The sequence below is a fragment of the Paenibacillus agilis genome (genome assembly GCF_007786455.1).
Classification (GTDB): Bacteria; Bacillota; Bacilli; order Paenibacillales; family Paenibacillaceae; genus Paenibacillus_B; species Paenibacillus_B agilis.
Map to the genome: position 1 here is coordinate 62,895 of NZ_VNJK01000006.1, position 19,611 is coordinate 82,505.

31 protein-coding genes are annotated in these 19,611 nt (G+C 37.0%); 1 reads left to right on the plus strand and 30 read right to left on the minus strand.

Annotation, left to right across the window (positions count from 1 at the left end; genetic code table 11):
• Positions 1 to 245: 245 nt before the first annotated feature.
• From FPZ44_RS24125 to FPZ44_RS24260, 29 genes are all read right to left on the minus strand, one after another.
• The gene (locus FPZ44_RS24125; protein ID WP_144994807.1) at positions 246 to 698 is read right to left on the minus strand and encodes a hypothetical protein; all 453 of its coding nucleotides are present in this window, start codon (positions 696 to 698) and stop codon (positions 246 to 248) included.
• 19 nt (positions 699 to 717) lie between these two features.
• Complete coding sequence (locus tag FPZ44_RS24130) at positions 718 to 1,125, minus strand: hypothetical protein (RefSeq protein ID WP_144994809.1); 408 nt, start codon at positions 1,123 to 1,125, stop codon at positions 718 to 720.
• A 54-nt stretch (positions 1,126 to 1,179) separates the two neighbouring features.
• Complete coding sequence (locus tag FPZ44_RS24135) at positions 1,180 to 1,758, minus strand: hypothetical protein (protein ID WP_144994811.1); 579 nt, start codon at positions 1,756 to 1,758, stop codon at positions 1,180 to 1,182.
• A gap of 70 nt (positions 1,759 to 1,828) precedes the next feature.
• Positions 1,829 to 2,110 (minus strand): hypothetical protein, encoded by a 282-nt coding sequence (locus FPZ44_RS24140; protein ID WP_144994813.1) that lies wholly within the window; start codon positions 2,108 to 2,110, stop codon positions 1,829 to 1,831.
• The gene (locus FPZ44_RS24145) at positions 2,110 to 2,466 is read right to left on the minus strand and encodes a hypothetical protein (RefSeq protein ID WP_144994815.1); all 357 of its coding nucleotides are present in this window, start codon (positions 2,464 to 2,466) and stop codon (positions 2,110 to 2,112) included. Before FPZ44_RS24145 ends, FPZ44_RS24140 begins: the two co-directional genes overlap by 1 nt.
• Positions 2,467 to 2,546: 80 nt before the next feature.
• Positions 2,547 to 2,756: a hypothetical protein gene (locus FPZ44_RS24150; RefSeq protein WP_144994817.1), complete on the minus strand. Its 210-nt coding sequence runs from the start codon at positions 2,754 to 2,756 to the stop codon at positions 2,547 to 2,549.
• 42 nt (positions 2,757 to 2,798) lie between these two features.
• Positions 2,799 to 3,077, minus strand: coding sequence for a DUF4258 domain-containing protein (locus tag FPZ44_RS24155; RefSeq protein ID WP_144994819.1), 279 nt, complete (start codon positions 3,075 to 3,077; stop codon positions 2,799 to 2,801).
• 57 nt (positions 3,078 to 3,134) lie between these two features.
• Positions 3,135 to 3,860, minus strand: coding sequence for a tRNA(His) guanylyltransferase Thg1 family protein (locus tag FPZ44_RS24160; RefSeq protein ID WP_144994821.1), 726 nt, complete (start codon positions 3,858 to 3,860; stop codon positions 3,135 to 3,137).
• Positions 3,861 to 3,916: 56 nt separating this feature from the next.
• Complete coding sequence (locus FPZ44_RS24165) at positions 3,917 to 4,129, minus strand: hypothetical protein (protein ID WP_144994822.1); 213 nt, start codon at positions 4,127 to 4,129, stop codon at positions 3,917 to 3,919.
• An 81-nt stretch (positions 4,130 to 4,210) separates the two neighbouring features.
• Positions 4,211 to 4,660: a hypothetical protein gene (locus tag FPZ44_RS24170; RefSeq protein ID WP_144994823.1), complete on the minus strand. Its 450-nt coding sequence runs from the start codon at positions 4,658 to 4,660 to the stop codon at positions 4,211 to 4,213.
• A 73-nt stretch (positions 4,661 to 4,733) separates the two neighbouring features.
• Positions 4,734 to 4,958, minus strand: a complete 225-nt coding sequence (locus tag FPZ44_RS24175; protein WP_144994824.1) for a hypothetical protein — start codon at positions 4,956 to 4,958, stop codon at positions 4,734 to 4,736.
• A gap of 142 nt (positions 4,959 to 5,100) precedes the next feature.
• Positions 5,101 to 5,493, minus strand: coding sequence for a DUF7222 domain-containing protein (locus FPZ44_RS24180; RefSeq protein ID WP_144994825.1), 393 nt, complete (start codon positions 5,491 to 5,493; stop codon positions 5,101 to 5,103).
• 73 nt (positions 5,494 to 5,566) lie between these two features.
• On the minus strand, positions 5,567 to 6,142 hold the full coding sequence (locus tag FPZ44_RS24185) for a hypothetical protein (RefSeq protein WP_144994827.1): 576 nt from the start codon (positions 6,140 to 6,142) through the stop codon (positions 5,567 to 5,569).
• A 225-nt stretch (positions 6,143 to 6,367) separates the two neighbouring features.
• Positions 6,368 to 6,691: a hypothetical protein gene (locus tag FPZ44_RS24190; RefSeq protein ID WP_261378530.1), complete on the minus strand. Its 324-nt coding sequence runs from the start codon at positions 6,689 to 6,691 to the stop codon at positions 6,368 to 6,370.
• A gap of 90 nt (positions 6,692 to 6,781) precedes the next feature.
• Positions 6,782 to 7,183 carry a hypothetical protein gene (locus tag FPZ44_RS24195; RefSeq protein ID WP_261378531.1) on the minus strand — a complete coding sequence of 134 codons (402 nt, stop codon included), beginning with the start codon at positions 7,181 to 7,183 and terminating at the stop codon, positions 6,782 to 6,784.
• 133 nt (positions 7,184 to 7,316) lie between these two features.
• Positions 7,317 to 7,658, minus strand: a complete 342-nt coding sequence (locus FPZ44_RS24200) for a hypothetical protein (protein ID WP_144994831.1) — start codon at positions 7,656 to 7,658, stop codon at positions 7,317 to 7,319.
• Positions 7,659 to 8,035: 377 nt separating this feature from the next.
• Positions 8,036 to 8,260, minus strand: coding sequence for a hypothetical protein (locus FPZ44_RS24205; RefSeq protein WP_144994832.1), 225 nt, complete (start codon positions 8,258 to 8,260; stop codon positions 8,036 to 8,038).
• A 248-nt stretch (positions 8,261 to 8,508) separates the two neighbouring features.
• Entirely contained in the window at positions 8,509 to 8,748 is a 240-nt protein-coding gene (locus FPZ44_RS24210; protein ID WP_144994834.1) for a hypothetical protein, read from the minus strand.
• Positions 8,749 to 8,877: 129 nt separating this feature from the next.
• The gene (locus tag FPZ44_RS24215) at positions 8,878 to 9,093 is read right to left on the minus strand and encodes a hypothetical protein (RefSeq protein ID WP_144994836.1); all 216 of its coding nucleotides are present in this window, start codon (positions 9,091 to 9,093) and stop codon (positions 8,878 to 8,880) included.
• Positions 9,094 to 9,234: 141 nt separating this feature from the next.
• Entirely contained in the window at positions 9,235 to 9,486 is a 252-nt protein-coding gene (locus FPZ44_RS24220) for a hypothetical protein (protein WP_144994838.1), read from the minus strand.
• 80 nt (positions 9,487 to 9,566) lie between these two features.
• Positions 9,567 to 9,830 (minus strand): hypothetical protein, encoded by a 264-nt coding sequence (locus FPZ44_RS24225; RefSeq protein WP_144994840.1) that lies wholly within the window; start codon positions 9,828 to 9,830, stop codon positions 9,567 to 9,569.
• Positions 9,831 to 9,915: 85 nt separating this feature from the next.
• Entirely contained in the window at positions 9,916 to 10,188 is a 273-nt protein-coding gene (locus FPZ44_RS24230; RefSeq protein ID WP_144994842.1) for a hypothetical protein, read from the minus strand.
• 144 nt (positions 10,189 to 10,332) lie between these two features.
• Positions 10,333 to 10,674 carry a hypothetical protein gene (locus tag FPZ44_RS24235; protein ID WP_144994844.1) on the minus strand — a complete coding sequence of 114 codons (342 nt, stop codon included), beginning with the start codon at positions 10,672 to 10,674 and terminating at the stop codon, positions 10,333 to 10,335.
• A gap of 53 nt (positions 10,675 to 10,727) precedes the next feature.
• Positions 10,728 to 10,883, minus strand: a complete 156-nt coding sequence (locus FPZ44_RS26615) for a hypothetical protein (RefSeq protein WP_186786227.1) — start codon at positions 10,881 to 10,883, stop codon at positions 10,728 to 10,730.
• Between the two features lie 127 nt (positions 10,884 to 11,010).
• Positions 11,011 to 12,027 (minus strand): hypothetical protein, encoded by a 1,017-nt coding sequence (locus FPZ44_RS24240; RefSeq protein ID WP_144994846.1) that lies wholly within the window; start codon positions 12,025 to 12,027, stop codon positions 11,011 to 11,013.
• A gap of 1,086 nt (positions 12,028 to 13,113) precedes the next feature.
• The gene (locus tag FPZ44_RS26990; protein WP_261378532.1) at positions 13,114 to 14,352 is read right to left on the minus strand and encodes a hypothetical protein; all 1,239 of its coding nucleotides are present in this window, start codon (positions 14,350 to 14,352) and stop codon (positions 13,114 to 13,116) included.
• A gap of 332 nt (positions 14,353 to 14,684) precedes the next feature.
• Positions 14,685 to 15,176, minus strand: a complete 492-nt coding sequence (locus FPZ44_RS24250; protein ID WP_144994848.1) for a hypothetical protein — start codon at positions 15,174 to 15,176, stop codon at positions 14,685 to 14,687.
• Between the two features lie 372 nt (positions 15,177 to 15,548).
• Complete coding sequence (locus tag FPZ44_RS24255) at positions 15,549 to 16,088, minus strand: hypothetical protein (protein ID WP_144994850.1); 540 nt, start codon at positions 16,086 to 16,088, stop codon at positions 15,549 to 15,551.
• The gene (locus tag FPZ44_RS24260; RefSeq protein WP_144994852.1) at positions 16,072 to 17,031 is read right to left on the minus strand and encodes a ParM/StbA family protein; all 960 of its coding nucleotides are present in this window, start codon (positions 17,029 to 17,031) and stop codon (positions 16,072 to 16,074) included. Before FPZ44_RS24260 ends, FPZ44_RS24255 begins: the two co-directional genes overlap by 17 nt.
• Positions 17,032 to 17,369: 338 nt before the next feature.
• On the opposite strand from FPZ44_RS24260, the gene FPZ44_RS26995 reads away from it, so the two are divergent.
• Positions 17,370 to 18,131 (plus strand): hypothetical protein, encoded by a 762-nt coding sequence (locus FPZ44_RS26995; RefSeq protein WP_261378533.1) that lies wholly within the window; start codon positions 17,370 to 17,372, stop codon positions 18,129 to 18,131.
• Between the two features lie 339 nt (positions 18,132 to 18,470).
• Here FPZ44_RS26995 and FPZ44_RS24275 read toward each other — a convergent pair whose 3' ends face one another.
• Positions 18,471 to 19,529, minus strand: coding sequence for a tyrosine-type recombinase/integrase (locus tag FPZ44_RS24275; RefSeq protein ID WP_144994854.1), 1,059 nt, complete (start codon positions 19,527 to 19,529; stop codon positions 18,471 to 18,473).
• Positions 19,530 to 19,611: the final 82 nt, after the last annotated feature.

Sequence of the window (19,611 nt, forward strand, 5' to 3'; positions counted from 1 at the left end):
ATACAAATTTAGGTGCGAATCACACACACCTATTCATATACTACAAAGTTCCCACGAAACTCTTTGCTAACGCCATTTGTAGAAACTACCATTGGTAGACCAACATCGTTGTTATGAATTGTGATTGTGTCACCATCTTTTCTTGCCGCATAACCTCTACCTTTTGTTAGAAGGATTTTCCCTGTATCTTCTTCAAGGATATGTTTTTTGTTCCAATAATCATACCAATCACACCACTCACACACTCACGCCCTTAGAACAATTTCCGACAGCTTGGCAATCAATGCAAGTCTTTCGGTTGTGTTTAGTTTTGTAGAAATTTTGCGAAGATTCTCAAACTCCACATCAAGTGGCGCCTCTTTATTTGCCTTTGTGTTCATAGCCTTCGTAGCCGCTTGTTGTCTTGCGGCTTCATCTCGTATAGCCCACTCTCTAATCTTTTCCTTATTGTCGAATCTTCCGAACCAAGCTGGTGAATTTACACCACTCGTTCTCACCGATAGCGCACCTTCGCCTTTATGAATCACATAAACATAAAAGGTATTTCCTACGGAAGCAGTTGCTAGATTCTTATCGAACCAATGTTCATCTTCAACGTTGCTAACATTTGCCCATCCGTAAGATTTCTTTCCTTTACTGTTTATACTCATACCAATGTAAACCCACTCTTCTCGAACATAACCTTCGTCGCTCAACACCTCACCTCCTGTCGAATTATTAATTAAAGACAAGTTTGTCAAATAAAGCGTACTGAACGATACAATCAGATGTGATTGCATCACCTTGTTCAAGATCGCAATCAAACGGTCGCTTTTCACAATTTAACTGAAAGCCTTTGATAATCTTTTCTAGCGTTAGAATCCATTCACTATCATCTTCTATCTCACCAGTCACATCGTACAGCTTAATTGATTTTCCATCAATCAAAAGCCTTGCAGTCCACGTTGACCATGGTACACCTTTTGGCTTCGATTGCATTTCTTCGCTTATATTATCCAATCCTAACCAAGAATTGCTACCGCCTTCAAAAGAAGTTACAATAATATTTTCAATATCTGATTCCGTAATCTCTTTCTTGATAACAGCAGTTCCAACAGCTTTCTTTTTATCGAATTTGACTCCCATTCTAATCCCTCCAAAGTTTGGTTTCAATTATAGTTATACAGAATACATACACAATTACACAACTTTAAAAATTTCTTTCAAACGATTTATATGTTTTGCTTGATTGGCTGTCATATTTGTCAAAATAGTGTTTCGGAGCCTAGAGAATGATTCGCCAAGCTTTTGGTCAATTTCATTTGGATACATTAACTGAAAGTATACTTTTAACATAAGCATTTCCGTAACAGCATCCATTGGATCATTTTTGCTAGATGGGGCATAGAGCATATATTCGCCTTGAAAGTTAACAACACCCAATCCAATCTCAGTTGCCAAATCAATATTAATATCACCATTCACCTTATAGAATGGAACACCTTCATGGTGTGGAGTTTCCATGAAACCTTCCGAACCTTTACCATCAAGTAATTTTTTAGCCTTTCCGATATAATCACTTTCAAGTTTTTGGAATAATTCATTGCTACTTTCTTTAAGAAAGCCACCGAGTGAGTTGACACCAAAATTTTCATCCACAACAAAAATGGATGCTATGTGGAAGTCAACTCCCCTTTTTAACTTACTTGTATCAATGTTAATTTTCATATATTTAGCGATACCCTCGTCGCGTTTGTTCATATACAACACCTTTCCCATGTAAACCCTCCTAAATGTGTGTTCAAGTTGTGCCAACATACTAAGATGATGACACGCTTTCAAAACACATTTACTTTTTTGGAAGCCCAGTTTCTTCGTCATACATGGCTGGATTAGCGGCTGGAGTGTCCCAACCAAACATCGAACCCATTTCCATAGCTTTTGATTGCGCCTTATTGATTCCGCGTTCTTTGTTTGCAAGATCAGCAGTCTCTTGCCCCCACAATGGCTCATTCCCCTCTCGAACAGGTAAATACCCCTTTTGGTCACGAGCTATCATAACTACTTCATTTGTTGTTTTCAAGCAAACGAAACAATGTTTTGGAAGACCTCTCTCATCAACGCTAAACATTATTCAGCACCCTTTCCATTTAATTCAATGAAACGCTTTGCGCCAACTACACGCGCTTTCAGTGTATCATCTAGCTCAACTCTCTTATTCAAACCGAACAATTCGCCATCTCGAATTTCAATTGTGCCTTGTTCGACGCCAACCATTTCCCAAAAACGAAGCTTGTACATTTCATCTAGTGTTTCTAAAGCGCCCTCCCTATTTCCTTCTTTGATTTGATTGATCAACGATTCGTTTAATGCTTCACGAACAACTCTATAATTACCTAGAAATGTCTTTTGATTTAGCGTACCAACTTCTAGGTGTACATTCAAACTGATAACATTATCTTCATTAACACTCGCAATAACTTTCATCTCAATAACCTCCTTATTATTATACTAATAATTATACAGGAACACCAGAGAATCACATCGACAAAGCAAGGAGCCTATTGCTAGGCTCCTACAGCTTGTTCTTTATATCCTTTTTTCAATTCACGAATAGCTTCTGTATCATCAGAGTCATAATACTTCTCGCCGCATTTAGTACATTCTGCGCCTTCAACAATTACACTAACAATACCGCCAACCCCAACAGGAAGTTCAATTTTCTTGTTGGGAACATCTTTGCAACCACACATTACACATTCTTCGATTGTAAACAATTGCTCCCACCTCCTATCTCCATTATATTACAACGCAGAGAATCAATCAATGACTGTCACCACAATTAGCTTCTCAGGAAAATACACAGAAACAACAACAGACCAATCATATTTACCCATGATTCGGTAGTTATCTTTCCCATAATATTCACTGGACTTTCTTTCATCTTTTATGTATGTAGGATTTAGAAGAATTTCAACAATGTCATGCTTATCAATACCTCTTTCGTCCATGCGTTGCGTTGCATGGCTTGTTTCAATTATTTTTGCTCCATCTCGTATCATAGAGCAAATCATTTGAAAAACTACTTTTTCGTTCAAGTTTGTTTCACCTCCCTCGTAAAATAGTTATACAAGAGAAGATATAAATCACACGCTCTACAAAAATTTTTCGATATAATTTCTATCCTGTGTGAATATAGGAATATCCATATCAACATCCCATTTAGTACGCTGTGCAATACCTTGCTCAGTTTCTTTACTGTATTGGGTCTTTGTGATACACACACCACGCTTTTGCCATGTAGGAAGGTCATTCCAGTTAATCCCCTGCTCGTTAAACAGCTTGTCCTGCATTTGATTACCATTCAAACCTTGTAGGGACTTGTGAGGAAATTGGGATTGTGCAACCATTGAAATACTATTCTTACTTGCGTCTTGTTGTCGCCAAATGAAATAATTATTTACTTCTTCTTTCGGCAAGACAAAAGCTCGACAGTCGAATAGTGCTGGCTTGTCGATAATACCGCGAGTCAACTCATTGAATTTGTATGTGAACAGTGATGCCGCGACAGAAACCATCTTTTGTAAATTGTTGTCAAACCAAGATTCAGTTGTCAATTTGTGATAGTTAGTAAGCAAAAATGAAACTTCGTCGCTTTGGTGATATGCGACTTTCACGCCCATCATCTCTTTGGAAACATATTTCGAAGCTTCCCAAAAGAATCCTGCCAACATGTCGCTGAATGGCTTTTCCAAACCTTTTGTGTAAGTGTGAAATGCCTTGCCATCAATTCGAAGGATAACAGGCATCCTCTTCATAAGGTAAATTCGTGATACATCTTCGTATCCTTTCATGCGATTTCCCAAGTTGTCTTTTGTCATTTTTAACCCCTCCATATATATGTATACAACAAAAGGCGTGAATCCCACGCCTTCGTTTAATTATTTATTAATCCTCTTGCTATAGTTGTTTCTACAACATCATCATCCTTCAACATTTGTCCGCAAAATTCATGCTCTGAAACATATCGAAGTTTCACCATTTCACCATTTGAATTATATGTCTTGTGAATATCAGTAATTGTACATACTTTCGGATGCTTACCCATTGTTTCATATTGTTGTCCGATGTTAAATTTCGGTTCTCTCATTTTTATTCTCCTGTCTCAATGGAAGTAAACTTCCATTTATTATTGTACGAGTGCAGGATAAAATCCCACACTCTACCGAAATTAATTTTTCACGATTGTATAACCATTTAGCAATCCAAGCGCTTTCAAGGATTCATAATCCTTGTTTTCATGCACGAATCTCTCATTCATTCCAGCCTTTAAAACTTTTAGTTCATAGGCAAATGCCATTAACCGCATATGCTTGACAAAGTATTCTGCTCCGCATATATGGTAGTATGCTTCCATTTGCGGTTCCATTCCTTTTTCAACTGTATATTCGTTGCCGAAAAACCAGAAGTGAGAACATCCATCCCATTTAACCGAAAAGCGACAAAAGAAATCCAATTCAAAAGGTATGTCACCCGTTTCCCAAGCAGTTACTTCATAAATATTTCCGCTAACGCCATTTTCCATTTTGGCATCGGTTTCATCAGGCACGAAGATAGCAACAACTTGATTTCCAGCCATGAGATATGTATGTCCTTGTTCTTTTTCGTAAATCTCAGACATTATTATCACCGCCTATTAGTATGTAATTAAAAACCTTTATGTGATACGATTTTAGAATTTGTTTTTGTCGCGCTCATTTTCTTTCCTCACTTCTTTGTAAAAATTTTTTCGTAAATATTTGAAAAAACATAGTTTCCTCTGTTCCTTCTGCTCCTTTCCATTCGTATTGGTCGACTCTCAACCATCCAGCCGCTATCATAAACGAATCATGTTGACTCGCTTCTTCTTTTGATTCATACATATAGGTTTCACGTTCATAAAATATGACTTCAGTTTCTCTAGCTATTTGTTTCGCCATATCATCACCTCATTTATATTTATACAGGTTCAATAGCAAATCACACACTTGCTTCAAATTAATTCACAAACGATTTATAAACTAATTTCAAACAAGGAAGCCCATGAATATTATATCATATCAATAGGCTTCATGTGTAAGATTATCCCTGTTCTTCTTCGCTGTCTGGATACTCACTTGCATCGTAATTTTCCAGCTTGCTCAACACTTCGCCAACCGCCCATTCATAACCGAACCATGCAAACCAATCGAATGAATTAATACTATCTTTAACTCGTTGTATGTTAATCAGTTCCGCACTCTCAAAGAACGCTTCACCAATCTCAACGGCGTATTCCTTAAAGAACTCTTTTGTGTCAGAGTGATAAATCAGACCAGACACCGCACCGCTTTGGCATCCATACTGGCGAACATCTTCCAGCCATGATTGAGCATCTTCGTTATTTTCAATCGCATCCTCAATGACGCGCTGAATCAGTTCATTGTCGCATTGTGATTTGATATTTTCTAATTTCGTTACGATTGTGTGTTCCATGTTTATCATCCTCCAGATTATTTGTCCATATTAGTTATACAGAAAAATTGCAAAATCCCACGCATTGCTACAACTATTCATAATGCGGTCTACATGTCGAACGTGACGCACCACGATAACCTTCGATGCAAATATCAACTTCGTAACCTCCAAGTACACTGGAAATATTGCCTTCTCCATTGCCATGTTCTTCACGCAATGAAGCTTCGACGCTTTCAGCTTCTTCGTACTTGCAATGTTTTGAGTCTGATAATTTACGCCAATCATAGAACCATCCACCTTCTTCTGCACCGCCATATTCTCTAGTTATTGTATAAACATTTACCCATACCATCACTTCGCCGCCATTCAAGTATTGAATGCGCTCTTTGACAGAATTGATAATTGATTTATATGCGACTTCTCGTTCTTTCCCATCTTGCATAATCGAAAGCATTTCACCGAATAGCAAGAACAAATCTTTTACATACGATGGTTGTTCATTGCCCCAATTGTATGCGTTCATGATTTTGTCGCGCATTGAATTATGCAGGAATGTATAAGCGTCATCCCACTCGATATTGTCAGAGCCTTCTTTTTTAGAAGATTCGATAGCATCAATCACAAGTTCGTATGCTTCCAGAACCGCAACACCATTTAAGAAATTCATATGTTAATCCCTCCTAATTATATTTATACAAAGTTGAAGCAAAACCACATAGCTTCAAAAATTAATACTCAATAAGGAAGGAAAAGGTTTGAGGGACAACCTCATTGAGTATTAATTTTCAGAGCTATGTATAGAGAATTAAGCACACAAGGGGAAAAGGTGTTTTTGAGGGACACGCCTTATGTGCTTAATTCTCTAGCCAACCGTAGTTGGCTAGCATTTTGTTTACTTGTTGAATGATAGGATATTTTCCATCTTTCCTTCTTTGACTTCAATTCCAGATCGTGTAAATGCAAGGGCTAGAAACTCTGCCGAAATTTTGACTGCTCCGCAATTGCGTTCGCATGGGCATTCTTCCACCTCTACCGAACTCATTACCATATCGCCCATTGCTTGAAGTTGTTTGCGCATCTCTTCTTTCGCTTCCTCGATTGCGATTGCCATTGCTAACTTTTTTCGAATTCCACCGCCAAGCATTTCAAATAGAAGCTCTTCAAATGTTTTACCTTCGTTATTTGCTTTTTTGTTTTGTTTAGTTGCGTTCATCATAATTAATTTCCCCTTTAGTTTTGAATTTGTTTTATTGTTCGTTAGCAGTTATACAAAAAGAGCGCGGTTCCCCACGCTCTTAGTAAAAAATTATGCAACTTCTTGCTTTCGGATTGTTCCGCTTGTCCATGCACCGCCATATATGCCCAATTCTTCAAATTGATTGAATAAGCATTGTTTAATTCCTTCAAGGTATTTTTGATATAATCCTTTTTGAAGGTTTTCGAAATTACCCTTGCTACAATAATCCTGTTCCTTTTGAATTAGTTTGATTGCCATGCTCCATTCATTATCTTGAACGACAATATAGAACAGCGTACTTTCAAGTACAGCCTTTTCATCCCTACTTGTCCATATGTCGCATTCAGAGAACGTTTTGTATTTCTCGGTAAAATCACCTACAAATGTTTCTAGTGACATTTCCCAATCTTCGCGTTCAAGTTCATAATCTCGTTCACCATCCAACTCGCCTACAAAATTATCCCAATCCACATAATAAAGCCCTTCGTATTTACCATGAACACATGCGTTTCCTCTTCCCATGTTCACCATTCCCTTTCCTGTTTCGTCCCTCAGTAGTAGCTTATACAAAAGGAGTGTGGTTTCCCACACTCCCGAAAAGTTTTTATTTGATTTCTTTAGCCTTCGCAATTAGCGCGTAAATGTTTTTGTTGTAAACATTTTCATCCTTACCTTCGCCGCCCATTGCATAAACCCGATGTTTCTCGATATTGTCGCCATGGAATGCGGTATCTATACAAGTTTCATCCTTGCTTGTTTGCATTACGCACATTGTAATAGCATTACCATTTGGCAACTTGACAACAATCGTATTCATATAATCTTCTGTTGATGATTGCAAGTGTGACATATCTACTTCGTAATGATTGCATCCATTCCAAACTGGAAGTTCTTTGGATTTCGCTTCCTCATGTGTGTGTTTCGTGAATGTCAATTCTTTTTGCATGCTTATCTTCTCCTTTTTGTCCCTCACACTATAAGTTATATAGAAGCGTTTGTAAATCACACACTAAACGCCAAAAAGATACACAAGCTCTTATGTAGCTTTTTCGTGCCTAATGAAAAAGATTGCCAACACCGCGCGTTATGCTAGCAATCTGGTGACATATTACTATTCGACAATCATGTATATCATCCCTCCTTTAGTTCGTCCGATTTCCTCATTCGTCTCAGTTGACTAGCACATATCGCATTCCCCTTTCTAGGTTAGCCTTTGACTGACTAGAGCCTATTGATTGTCTATGTAATTCGCTATGTGAATCCGAATATCTCAACCATCCCTCCACCACCTTTCAATATTAGTTATACAGAAGTTAAACCAAATCACACGACTTTCACTTCTTTTTTAGTCCAGTATTTTTGTGGTAACATAATTGTTTTGAATCTGAATCCTGCACCATATGCAAGCTTGTAATTTTGAATAAGATGTTTCTTGTCGGCATTGCCTACCGCATAGTCGCAATGCTCATATTCTCTATCATTTGGACACATAACTAGAATTTGATACATGTATCCTTCTTGTGGGTCATATGCTTTTGGCATTGTCATTCGTCATTTCTCCTTTTAGCGATTCCAAAATCTGTTCCAGTATTCGTTGTTCGATGCTTCGACTTGTTCTTTCGTATATTCAACACGACACACACAAGCGTCCCATGTTTCAGTAGATTTGTTTCTATGAATACCGCAAGTACATTGCCATCCAATCCTTACGCTTTTAATTTCAGTTGATTGCATTTCCTTCTCCTTTCGTTGTCCTCATATATAGTTATACAGAACATTTATGGAATCCCACACATTCAAATAATTATTTTCATGCCGAATTTTTCAGCAATAGAACGCATTGCCTGTATATTCTGATTTATATCTCGCGCCATATCATCGGCTGGAATGCCGCATTTGTTGCGTGTTGCAGTTGCTTGTGCTATGCGTATGGTTAAAGCTTCTTCAAGTACATATAATTCATAATCACTTAACCATGCGTTATGATTAGTTTCAAGCTTGCGTGTTTCGTTATTGTAGCGAACTTGTTTACTCATGCGAACAAACCTCCAAGCGCTCCGAAAATTATCGGAATAACCATAGTTCCAATACAACCATAATAGAGTAATTGCCCTTCTGAATCTCCATCCAGACCAAAATATTCGTCAATCTTATATTTCAAATCTCTAATCATAAGTTTTCAACCTCGCCTTTTCTATTTTAATTACTACACCCATAGCACTTTCCAGCCCTTTACTTGCTAGATACTCATCAAACTCAGCCTGTGCTAATTCTTTATGCCTTTCGATAATTTCCTGCATTTTATTTTCTACTTGTTCAGCTTTCTTTTTCGGTACTTCTTCACCGATGAATGCTATTCCAAGAAAATTAAAATTAAACATATCCTCACCTCATATTGAGTTGTACAATTCAAAACCAAAAACACACACCGAAAACAACAATCTCTCGATGAATGTTTTCATGCTTGAATAAAAAATGGGCAAGCGTTTCGCCTACCCATTTTCACCTCACCTATAAATCATCTATACGCGCATAAATTCGCCTATGTCAAAGCGCATTTTTCCAACATTGAATACAATCTTTTCAGCCATATATTTTAGCGTCACGAAAAAGAATCGTTTCGTTTCGCCTACTGTGATGTATCCGAAAACCTTATCATTGATTCCATGTTCTACATGACATACAGCGATTCCGCTTGTGTTCGTGATATGTGTAACGCCAATCGGTCGCAATTCGCCTTTGTTAAACTTTTCAATCAATGCTTTTTTGCTCATGTTTTTATCATCCTTTTCGTTTTTTGTCCCTCATAATTAGTTATACAGGCGTATGACTAAATCACATGCCTGTTTGAAATTTATTTTTGTTCACTGTATCCCATTCCTGCAAAATGTTTGCGGTATGCGTTACATACTCTAGTTGTGGACTGACTTCCATAGCTGGAATCAATAGAAAAAGTTTTGTTTATTTCATCCACTGTACAAATAGCGGTTGAAAAGTAGATGAAATATCTTTTCTTAATGATAGATTTTACGCCTTCCCATCCTAGAACAAGCTTAACTCTATGATTGCCTTTCTTCACTTCTCTAGTTGCGTTTACTAAATCTTGTACTGTTTTCATTGTGTATCATCCTTTTCGGTTTATTTGTCCCTCGTATAGAGTTGTACAAAAGGCGTATATAATCACACACCTATGAAAAATATTATTATTCTTCTTGTTCGCCATCCTCAAAGTAAAAAATTCCGTCGTTACCGATTCCAGCAAATAATTCTCTATGTTCGTTCGTTGCTTTTACTTCATAGCAAATTAAAGCTTGATTTCCCCAATTGATAGGCATTTCATAGACATTTATTTCAGATTCGTTAATGCCTTTCAACGCTAACAACTCGCTTATATTTTGTTGATTGTTTGATAATCCTTTGCAATTCGATTGAGTATCGCAAATACGCTTTACGATTTCCATTACTTTGTTTTGCATTCGCATATCACCTTTTCTATATGTGTTTGTCCCTCATATAGAGTTGTACAGTTTGATTCAAAAATCACACACCAAAATTAAATTATTTTTAGCATGTCATTTTAAAGCCAAACAAAAAAAGGATAGACAAGATTCGTCTATCCTTCATTCCATCGCGAACCAGTACCATGATATATATTCATAGTCGCCTGTATATTGAATATCTACCAACTTCCCATAGTGCTCCTTTTCCAATTTAGCAAGTCGTTTTTTATCCATCTTTTCAGCTTCTTCAATTTCAAGAACCCATCTGCCTCCATCTTCGTCTGATTGAGTTACAAGGTAATACCATCCATCATGGAAAGTAACGTATTGTACTTTTTCGGTTACGATGGAAATATCTTCGGTACTAATAGGCGTTTCTAATTGCCATTCACAAGCGTTTGCGTTGTTCGTTCCAACGAAAAGACAGATTGCAATAATGATAGTTGATACAAGATTTTTCATGTTCAAGCCCTCCAATATTAGTTGTACAAAAACTTTACATATTAACACGCTTATTATGCAATTACAGCGTTTTTCGTGCGGTTCATAATCAAAATTTCCTTTTGTGTCATCATTACAGAGCTATGAATATTGATTTGTTTTTGTGGCTTTCTTGCGTTCTTGCGTTGTTCTTGCTCATATAGGCGTTCGAATTTTTCTTGTAATGACATTGTAATGTCCTCCATTTCGTTTTTCGTTTTCTAATATTAGTTGTACAAAAGTTTTGCTATATCACACACACTATAAAAATTTTATTTTTGGAGGATAAGATTTTTATCTATCCTCGATTAATCCGCTTTATACAGCGGCATTATATGCTTTTTCGATACGCTTAAAATCGCGGTCAGTACGTTTCCCAATTTGTTTATCAATTTCCGTTTTCTTGAATCCTGCAAGACGTAATTTAATGATATTCATTTCAGCGTCCGAAAAGATACCCATTTCTTCCGCTACTTTTACCGCTTCTTCTTCTGTTGAGCGTGTAGCACCTTCTTCTTGCACATAGTTTTTTGAAGCTGTTACAACTAACGTTTGATTGCGCAATTTACGTAATTGAACCTTTAAAACGTTTTTAATGCGTAAGAAAATTGTAGGAATGACATGGTTTTCGCTATCAAACATTTGTTCGTTGAATGTCAATCGGTATGCGTCAACAATCAACTCGTTTGTAATGTCGTCAACGTCGAACGCTACAACGCTACCACTATTACTTGAAGCCCTCATATAACTGTTACGAGCTTCTACTTCCTGCATAGCTTTAACGTTTTCAAGCTGTTTAAAGTTAACACCCATATCCAAGAAACGTTTTACAGTCTTTTGAACGTATGAGCGAAGGAAATACGCAATCATAACCGCTTGAAGACTTTGTATGTCATAAACGTTCGCTAATGCCTTTATTCCATCTTCATAGTTAAAACGTGCCTTATCCATGTGTGCGCCTTCCATCTTGTTCGATTCTTCAATATAGCGAAGAATAAACGTTTGGATAGTTGCGGATTGTTCAGCGTTGAAATGTTCAGCGATGGATGAAGGAAGACCATTATATACGATTTTTTGTGCAGGTTCTTCGATTGGTTGAACCTTTTTTGCATTAGTTTGTAATGATTTGTTTAGTACTTTCTTTTGCTTCGATTGTGGTTTAATGCTTTCATACTTGGATACGTACATTTTAGGCGTTAGCGTTTCAATGTCAAATAGTTCAGATACTTCATTCAAGCGTTTACCTTTAATGATTTCCCAAGCATAAGCCATTCTTGCCGCATAACTACCAGTTAGTACTTTTGCGATTGCGTGAGCTAATTTAAAGTTGTTCATAATGTTTACCATCCTTTTCCATTTGTTTGTTTTGTGTCCCTCTCGACTACTTAATAATAACACTCATGCCAAAGAAAGTACAGTACAATAAATGTAAAAAAGCATGTTTTTTAAAGTTTTTTCGATTTTTTTAATTTTGATTGTAAGGCGTTTTGTTGCGTTGGTCGATAGTTAGCAAGGGAACACAAAACAAAGGCGTTAGAATGGCGCTTGGAGCGTCTTGGAGTGTTTTGGTTTGGTGTTTGTAGTTGTACAAATAAGTGTTCGAGTCTCACACCTACACTAATTATCATACGAGACGAAAAACATTTTCCGAAATAAAAAAATGTTGCACTAGAGAAACATTTTTAATCATGTACAATAATGTTTTTCGTTAGAAGGTTGGACAAGTGCATGATTGTTTCCTTAGTGCAACATTGTTTACCTTACTCAAAATATTTTACATCATGCAATTAATCTACCTTTTTTAAACTTTTAACCGTTCATTTTCACATAACTACAATTATGTGAAAATATTTGAAGGATAGGAGGGGCTAGGTTTACAGTTGAAAGACATATTCTTCCATTTCATAAACCCCTATCACATACATCCAGACTTCCGACCTCACTTTACGAGCGACGACCTCTAAAATCCCCTCTCGTAGCCACGATAAAGATCTCTCGTCAAACTAGCAATACTACACAGTATTATCCCCTAACGGCTCAGAGGGGCTTTCTACACTCTCTGGTGACGTTTTAACCCTATTCCACCCCTATTACATATCAAATCCCTACCATCTTCCGATAAGGCTCTCAATTTAATCTTATCTAGCAATCTATTATCGAATGTATAGCCACAAATCTTCTTGGATATTACTAGATAATAGCATTAGCTGTTGCGCGACAGGCTCATATACAATGCCACGAACAGAGGTGAACACCTCGCTATTTGCTCTGGTTTTACTCCATGGAGAGCCGATAGGTAGCTGGAAATCGACGGATTTCTGGCTATTCGTGTTGGATTTAATTCATATAAAAAATGTTGTTAAGGATTGTATAAATGTCATTCTATCGGGTAATGCTAGAAATATAAAATAGAAGGTGTCGCTAGGAACACATAGAAAATCTAGGTTCTTCCAGAATCGTCGTATACCAATGGTATTTATCTACTATTCTATCAAATGCGTCAGTTGATAGTTGAGGATATGCCCACATAATACAGCCTACAACATGCTCCTTAACTTCTGAAAAAGTGTAATAAGGATACACTCGCTTGCATATCTCTTCATAAGCAGGAATCATGCTTACAGCTTCGCCCATAACTGCAACTTCGTCAGAATCGTAGTCTTCCATGTGTTCGTCTGCTAGAATGCCAAACACCATGTCTCTCGTTGCTTTATATGCGAACGCACACATCTCATCAATAGTCATGTCAGAATTGTTGTGTGTTTTCTCTTTCCAAAGTTGATAGATTCGCTTAATGACTCTGGAACCAATATCAAGCTGGAATTCTCGGTCTAGTGTGTTATTATGTATGGTCTTCCACGCTTGCGTAATTTTGACCCAAATAAATCTTAGTCTAAAGTCGAAGATTCCTGCATATAATTTATTAATCTCTTTTGGAACATATTTAATAATAGACTTTGTGGATAAGTTGCGATTCGCGTCAGCAATCACATTTATATGTAAATCTATATCTTTAATTTCTTCTAGGTCAAGAGAAGGTAAATAAAAGGTAGGAGTCTCAGAAACGCTCGGAAGCCTTGTCTCACAAGGGGTTTCAGGATTCTCAGCTTTCTCGTTAGCTTTCTCGTTAGCTTTCCAGTTAAGGTTAAGGTAATCGTTGATATGGTCGAAATAAGGGTGACCAGTAAAGAAGTAGATTCCTGCACCAAGACCATTATGGTTCTTCGAAGAGAAGTTCTTTTTACACAGAACTCCTGCATCAATTAGTATTTTTAGGTTGGCATATATGGTAGATTTCCCGACACCATACTCTTTTTCGAGGTATGCAGGGCTTGTATGTACGAATCCTTGCTCCATAGAGCGGAAACACATGTGTTCCAGCGCATCTCTGGTCTTATTCTTGATATTGATGCCCAAATCGTCAAATACACCTTTCATAGAATCTAGCAGAGTGGTTTTAAGCGTTTTGTAGCTATCTTTGTCCTTTTTGGTTACATATGGGGTCAAACTCTTCAAATAATTGACCTCTAGGCTTGAAATCTTGCGTGTATTGGTCATAATGTCGTAATTAGGCGCATTAATACTCACGACAAACAGGAAATCGGACATATTGGGCAGTTTTAGTGATTTTTTGCCCCAATTCGAGCGATTTTTAGCCATTTTTGAGTGATTTCAGATCACTTTTAAAGGGTTTTAAAGATTTTAATAGCGATTTGAACCCATTGCTTTAAACAATTTAAAGTTATTTCAAGGAGTTTAAAAGGTTTTAACGAGATTCCTTGAAAAATATTACTTTAAAATGTTTAAAAAGGGTTGCAATTTCATCACGTTCTGCTATAATAAGAAATAGCTTAACAAGACTACAGATGTGGCTTTGACGAGCCTTTCCTGTAGCTTTGTGTGATAATCGCAATTTTGGGTTGGAGACCCTTTGGCTTTACCTTATTTGTCGCCCTTATCGTACTGGTAATACGATATGGGTATTTTTTTGCCTAATATCCTCCTTTTTTCATTTTGATAAGCTCTGAAACCGATAATGTTTTTGCTACGAACACGCCATACTTATCGTCGATGGGCTTGAATGTCTCTATTATTTTTATGTAGAGTCCATTCACCTTGAATATTCGTCCGACGACAATCGAGTCTCTATCAACGTTCTTTCTGTCCATCAGGTGATTGCTTTCTTCTTTTATCTCACCTTCAATAGACTCATATCTTAGAGTGAACCTATAGTGCTTATACCAATCGTAGAGAAAGTACTTGCCTCGAATCTCTTCTGTTAGCTTCTGATAGTCTTCATCGAGACATGCGGCAGAGAGGACACAATTGTCCTTGTACCACTCGATAGCAACAGACAGACTTAAATAATCGTGTGAGTCGTAGTCGTTCCAAGACTTTCTATTATGTTTAGATCGCAAATTTTTAATAATATCACTTATACCACCATACAAGGCTGTTGATACTTCGTGTGGCACAAAACCCACTTCATCACCTCTCTATAAAACACTACAAAAGCTTTGAAATATATTTAAAAGGTTTTAAGAAGTTTTAAAGGTTAGCCGCAAGATTCTATTGATGCCAACATTATTATTCTCATTACATTCTCATTGATAAGGTCATCAGATGACGGTATCAAATCTAGTGCCAAAACTATGGAAATGATGTTCTTAAATCTACTTTTAACTGTATCATAGGTTAAGATTGGTGTAAATATCTAAGAAAAAATAGTTTTTCTTTTATATAATTATAAAATATCATTAAACTTTATAAAAGTTCTTTATATGATTTTAAAGTATTTCATATTATATAAAAGTATTTGAAAGCTTTAAAAGATAACGACTAAAAAAATCCCTCCGCTAATCAGCAGAGGGGGCTGTTGGTGGTTTAGCATTTGGATTCGGTGCTAATAAGCCACCACCAGCAGGACGACTAGGAACAATTCGCTTACCGCCTTGACCACTTTTACCTTGCTTCGGTTGTGTTGGTGCTTGTGGTTGTCTTGGCGTTGTTTGCGACGATAAAGGATTATCTTCCTTTACTACATCAGGTTGTACCTGTGTTTGAGTAGAAGCTTCTACTCGTGTATGCGTGAATGTCATAGGTACAAAGTTCGCAGGTGTTGCAATCGTTTGCTGTCCTATATGTGCGTGTACTTGTTGTTGGCTTGCAAAGTGTTGCGTCAATAGATGTTTCATCAAACCACTAAATGAACTGTGTTGCAATAAAGCCTGTTTAAGAAGACCCATTTGATAGGAGTCATCCTTATTAAAGGAGACTCCCTGTGTGATATACTGGCTTTTCGTATCTTCTATCAAGTCAGTAAGGTATTCGTCGATATTAGATGGATTAAGAGAGTGGTTTCTCCACTTTTCTTTTCTACTAATTTTCTTCGTCATACTCTTCTTCACTTCCATAGACTTCTGGCGTCAATGCGTATGCCATCATACCGCGAACCTGAAGGGTAAGAGGATCTTCATCAACTTCAAGGTTTGGATAACGCTTTTGCAACTCTTCAATCAAGATTGGCTCCAATGCTCCACCACCAAAAGCAGTAATATTGTCATTGTCATCCCAGATAGGAGAGAGGTAGTTGTAAATATTCTCGACATACTCAGACAAGTGTTCTCTCAGTTCTTCGCCTTCTTTGTCTTCGAGTACTCTCGTAATTTCCAATCCTTCTTTTTCGATGGTTCCGCAAGAATCACCACCAATAGAATCGAAGAAATCTCCATATCCTTGTGTAGAAGCAAAACCTACTGTTCTACTTCCCAAGTCAAGCCATCTATGAATACCTTGCTTCTTATTAGCATAGGAAGCAATAAGAGCTTCTGGTGCAACGACAGATTCAGCAATAGAGAACATATAAACCTTGTTATTTATTTCAATTTCGTGATCACCACGAAGACGCGAGTTGATTAATTCCTGTTCTTCAATGCTGTATCTCAAGTACGGAGTGGAAGTCATGATATAGTTTATATCGTACCCCCACAAGGCACAAGATTGAAGAACTGAAAGAATGAAAAAATCAGTGGATTTCGTCGAAGTGAAACCTGTTAATTCCCTTCTCGAACGAAGAGCAAGTAGTCCAAGGAAATAATACTTCCCTTTCCATTTGATCTTGTATGTACCTTCTGGATAATCGTTTGCGCTTTTGAAGTTATTGTAGTTATTGTGACCAAACGCCTTTTTGCTATCAATTACGATAGGAGATTCCATATCTTGCGATAAAATCTTTGTGTTGAATCCTCCATTGTCGATAACGATGATGCCTACTGTTGGTTCACTCTCTGCTACGACGACAGGGGAGGGTTGTTGTTTTTTAACTGTTGATTGTGCCACTTAGATTCATCCTTTCCTTTAGTCAGCTTTGTGTGATTAATTATCTATCTGCTAGTATATTATCATAGATAACCATAGCTTGGCAATGCCTTTTAAACATTTTAAATTGATTCAAAGTTCGACAACAGTCGCCATAATATTAAAGGTATGAAAGCTTTGAGACGGATAAAAGAAATTGAACGAAATTAAAGGTTTGAATTGTTTAATATGATGCAAAGGTATAAACGCGTTCAAAGGTTTTAAAATAATTGCGACCAGAAAAATATGTTACTTTTTAACTTGACTACCGAAACAAAAGAAAGTATTATATAATTCGTATGAAGAACGGAGGTATCGGCATGGACAAAGCAAGATTAGAAGTATGGCTCAATGCGAGCGAATGTATTAATGTCCAAATGCCAAACGAAATATTCGAAGACTTCGATAAAGCTGATTTCAAAAGCTTCAATCATAAGTGCTTCGCTTATTCTTACTATTATCTAATAAGCCATCTGTACAGGAATACACTGTATGGGGGAAATACTGAACAGTACAGTCAGCAGAATATCATCAAGTTGTTTACTAGCAACAAGACTGTCATTTCATATATAACGAAGAATGATGGATTGCTTGACGAGTTGGGGTACACTAAGACAACGACTGATTATCCTGTTGCCTGTTATATGGATAATGGAATATTGGAATTTGGGCTAATAAAGGAACTACGCAAGAAGATGCCGCAATTAGAATTGAATCACAGTCCGAGATTTTCTATCAAGGAACCACTTAAATGTATGAGTAGATTTGATGGGGAGGACTATACAGGAACATTTTATTCTCTACAAAACACACATAGAATCGGCATTGAACGATTCATAAAGATAATATCCGACGACAAGCTTGGACATGTTGGGCTATTCATTTATGGATATATAAGCATGATGTGCGACAAGTTCTCAAATGCTTATCAGATTTCGAATGTAGAGTTGGGTGAGATAGTAGGGTGTAGTGACAGAACGATTCAGAGTTACATTTTGCGATTAGAAGAGATTGGTTTGCTTAAAAGCACAAGAAGAATCTTTGACAACAAGCTTTTGTATAAGGTGTATTCGGTGATATGAGTTCATGGCGAAGGTCATGGACTCTTCTTTTTGGCTCTCAGACAAACTACAATTGGTCATAGCGGCATTGCACAGTTTAAAGAGGGTAGTTCTTCATCGGGAGACGAAAGTCGCTCTAAAGCGCCTTAAAATGCGTAAAATAACGAAGACGGAACTTTCTTTGGTTTTAACGTTCATTTTCCTAAAAGTATCATTTTTTTCCGCTCTTATATAAATAGAAGTATAATATATAATTATATATCTTAAATAAGTACTATATATAATACTTTACTAATTAAATAAGACCAGAAAAATATGTTACTTTTAGAAATAACAAAAATAAAAGGGCAACCCTTCGGGCTACCCTTTCTGAATGATTCTCAATAATTCAAACTGTGCGCTGTTGCTCAACTTCGCTATCGCATTCAACAATTCATCATTGGAGAGATGTTTAATCTCGCCTACAACATCTATTTCTTGGTCTAGCGTATACGATGGCTTTAACGTTAAATCATCTTTAAGAGCGATATAACTGCTCTGTGTTGTGATGATTGATTTGTGTTTTCCTTGTAATTGTGCCTTCGTCAAATCTCCCGTTTTCTCCAATACGCGGTTCACGCCGCACTTCTTGAAGCTGTGAAACTTGATGTTCCGTTTCGGGTCAATTTCGAAATACTCCTTAATTTTTTTCAGCAGCCTTCCAACCTTGTGTTTGTATAGGTTAGGGAACAGCTTGCCGCTCACACCTAACATTTCTCTCAATTCACTGTACAACTTGTCAGAGATAGGGGTCTGGTTGCGAGTCCCTTTGTCACTGATGTCGATGTAATTAACCAAAACACCTTTCTCCATCTTTGTTCTAAAACTATCTTCCCAAGTTAGCTCTAACAGAGCTTCCAGACGAATAGAAGAGATACAAGCAAGCTTCAATAGCATAGCCATCTGATTTTCTGCCATCTGTTCAATGTGAGCATATTCAATGAATAGAAATGCTTCTTCCCAATCTAGATTACCGTAACCCTCTTTATCAAGGTCTATGCTATCGAGCTTAATATTTTCGAAGATATATTCGTTGATTGCAGGGTAATCAACTTTCAGAGATTTCACAAATTCTCTCGCAGTAGAAATTTTTCTCTTAATACTTGCATTTTTTAGTTTTCCTGATAATTTCAGATCTTTTAGATGAGTATGATAAGCCATAGCATCAACGCTTGTCAATTGTTCAATATCAGAAATGCGAACGAATTGTGGCTCCTTATTAAAAGTAAATTTAAAGAACTGTTTCAAGTCAGTTCTGTACGCACCAGATGTATTTTTAGAACGCTGACTCTTGATAAATTGCTCGTAAAACGAAACAAACTTTTTGTCATATGTAATGTACGAAACCTTATCTGTTGTTGCTAATGCAAGGTTACTCATAATTAATCCCTCCGTTTTCACATATCGGTTATGTGAACAATATATCATCGAGAAGAGTGGGAGTCAACAAAAAACTTTAAAA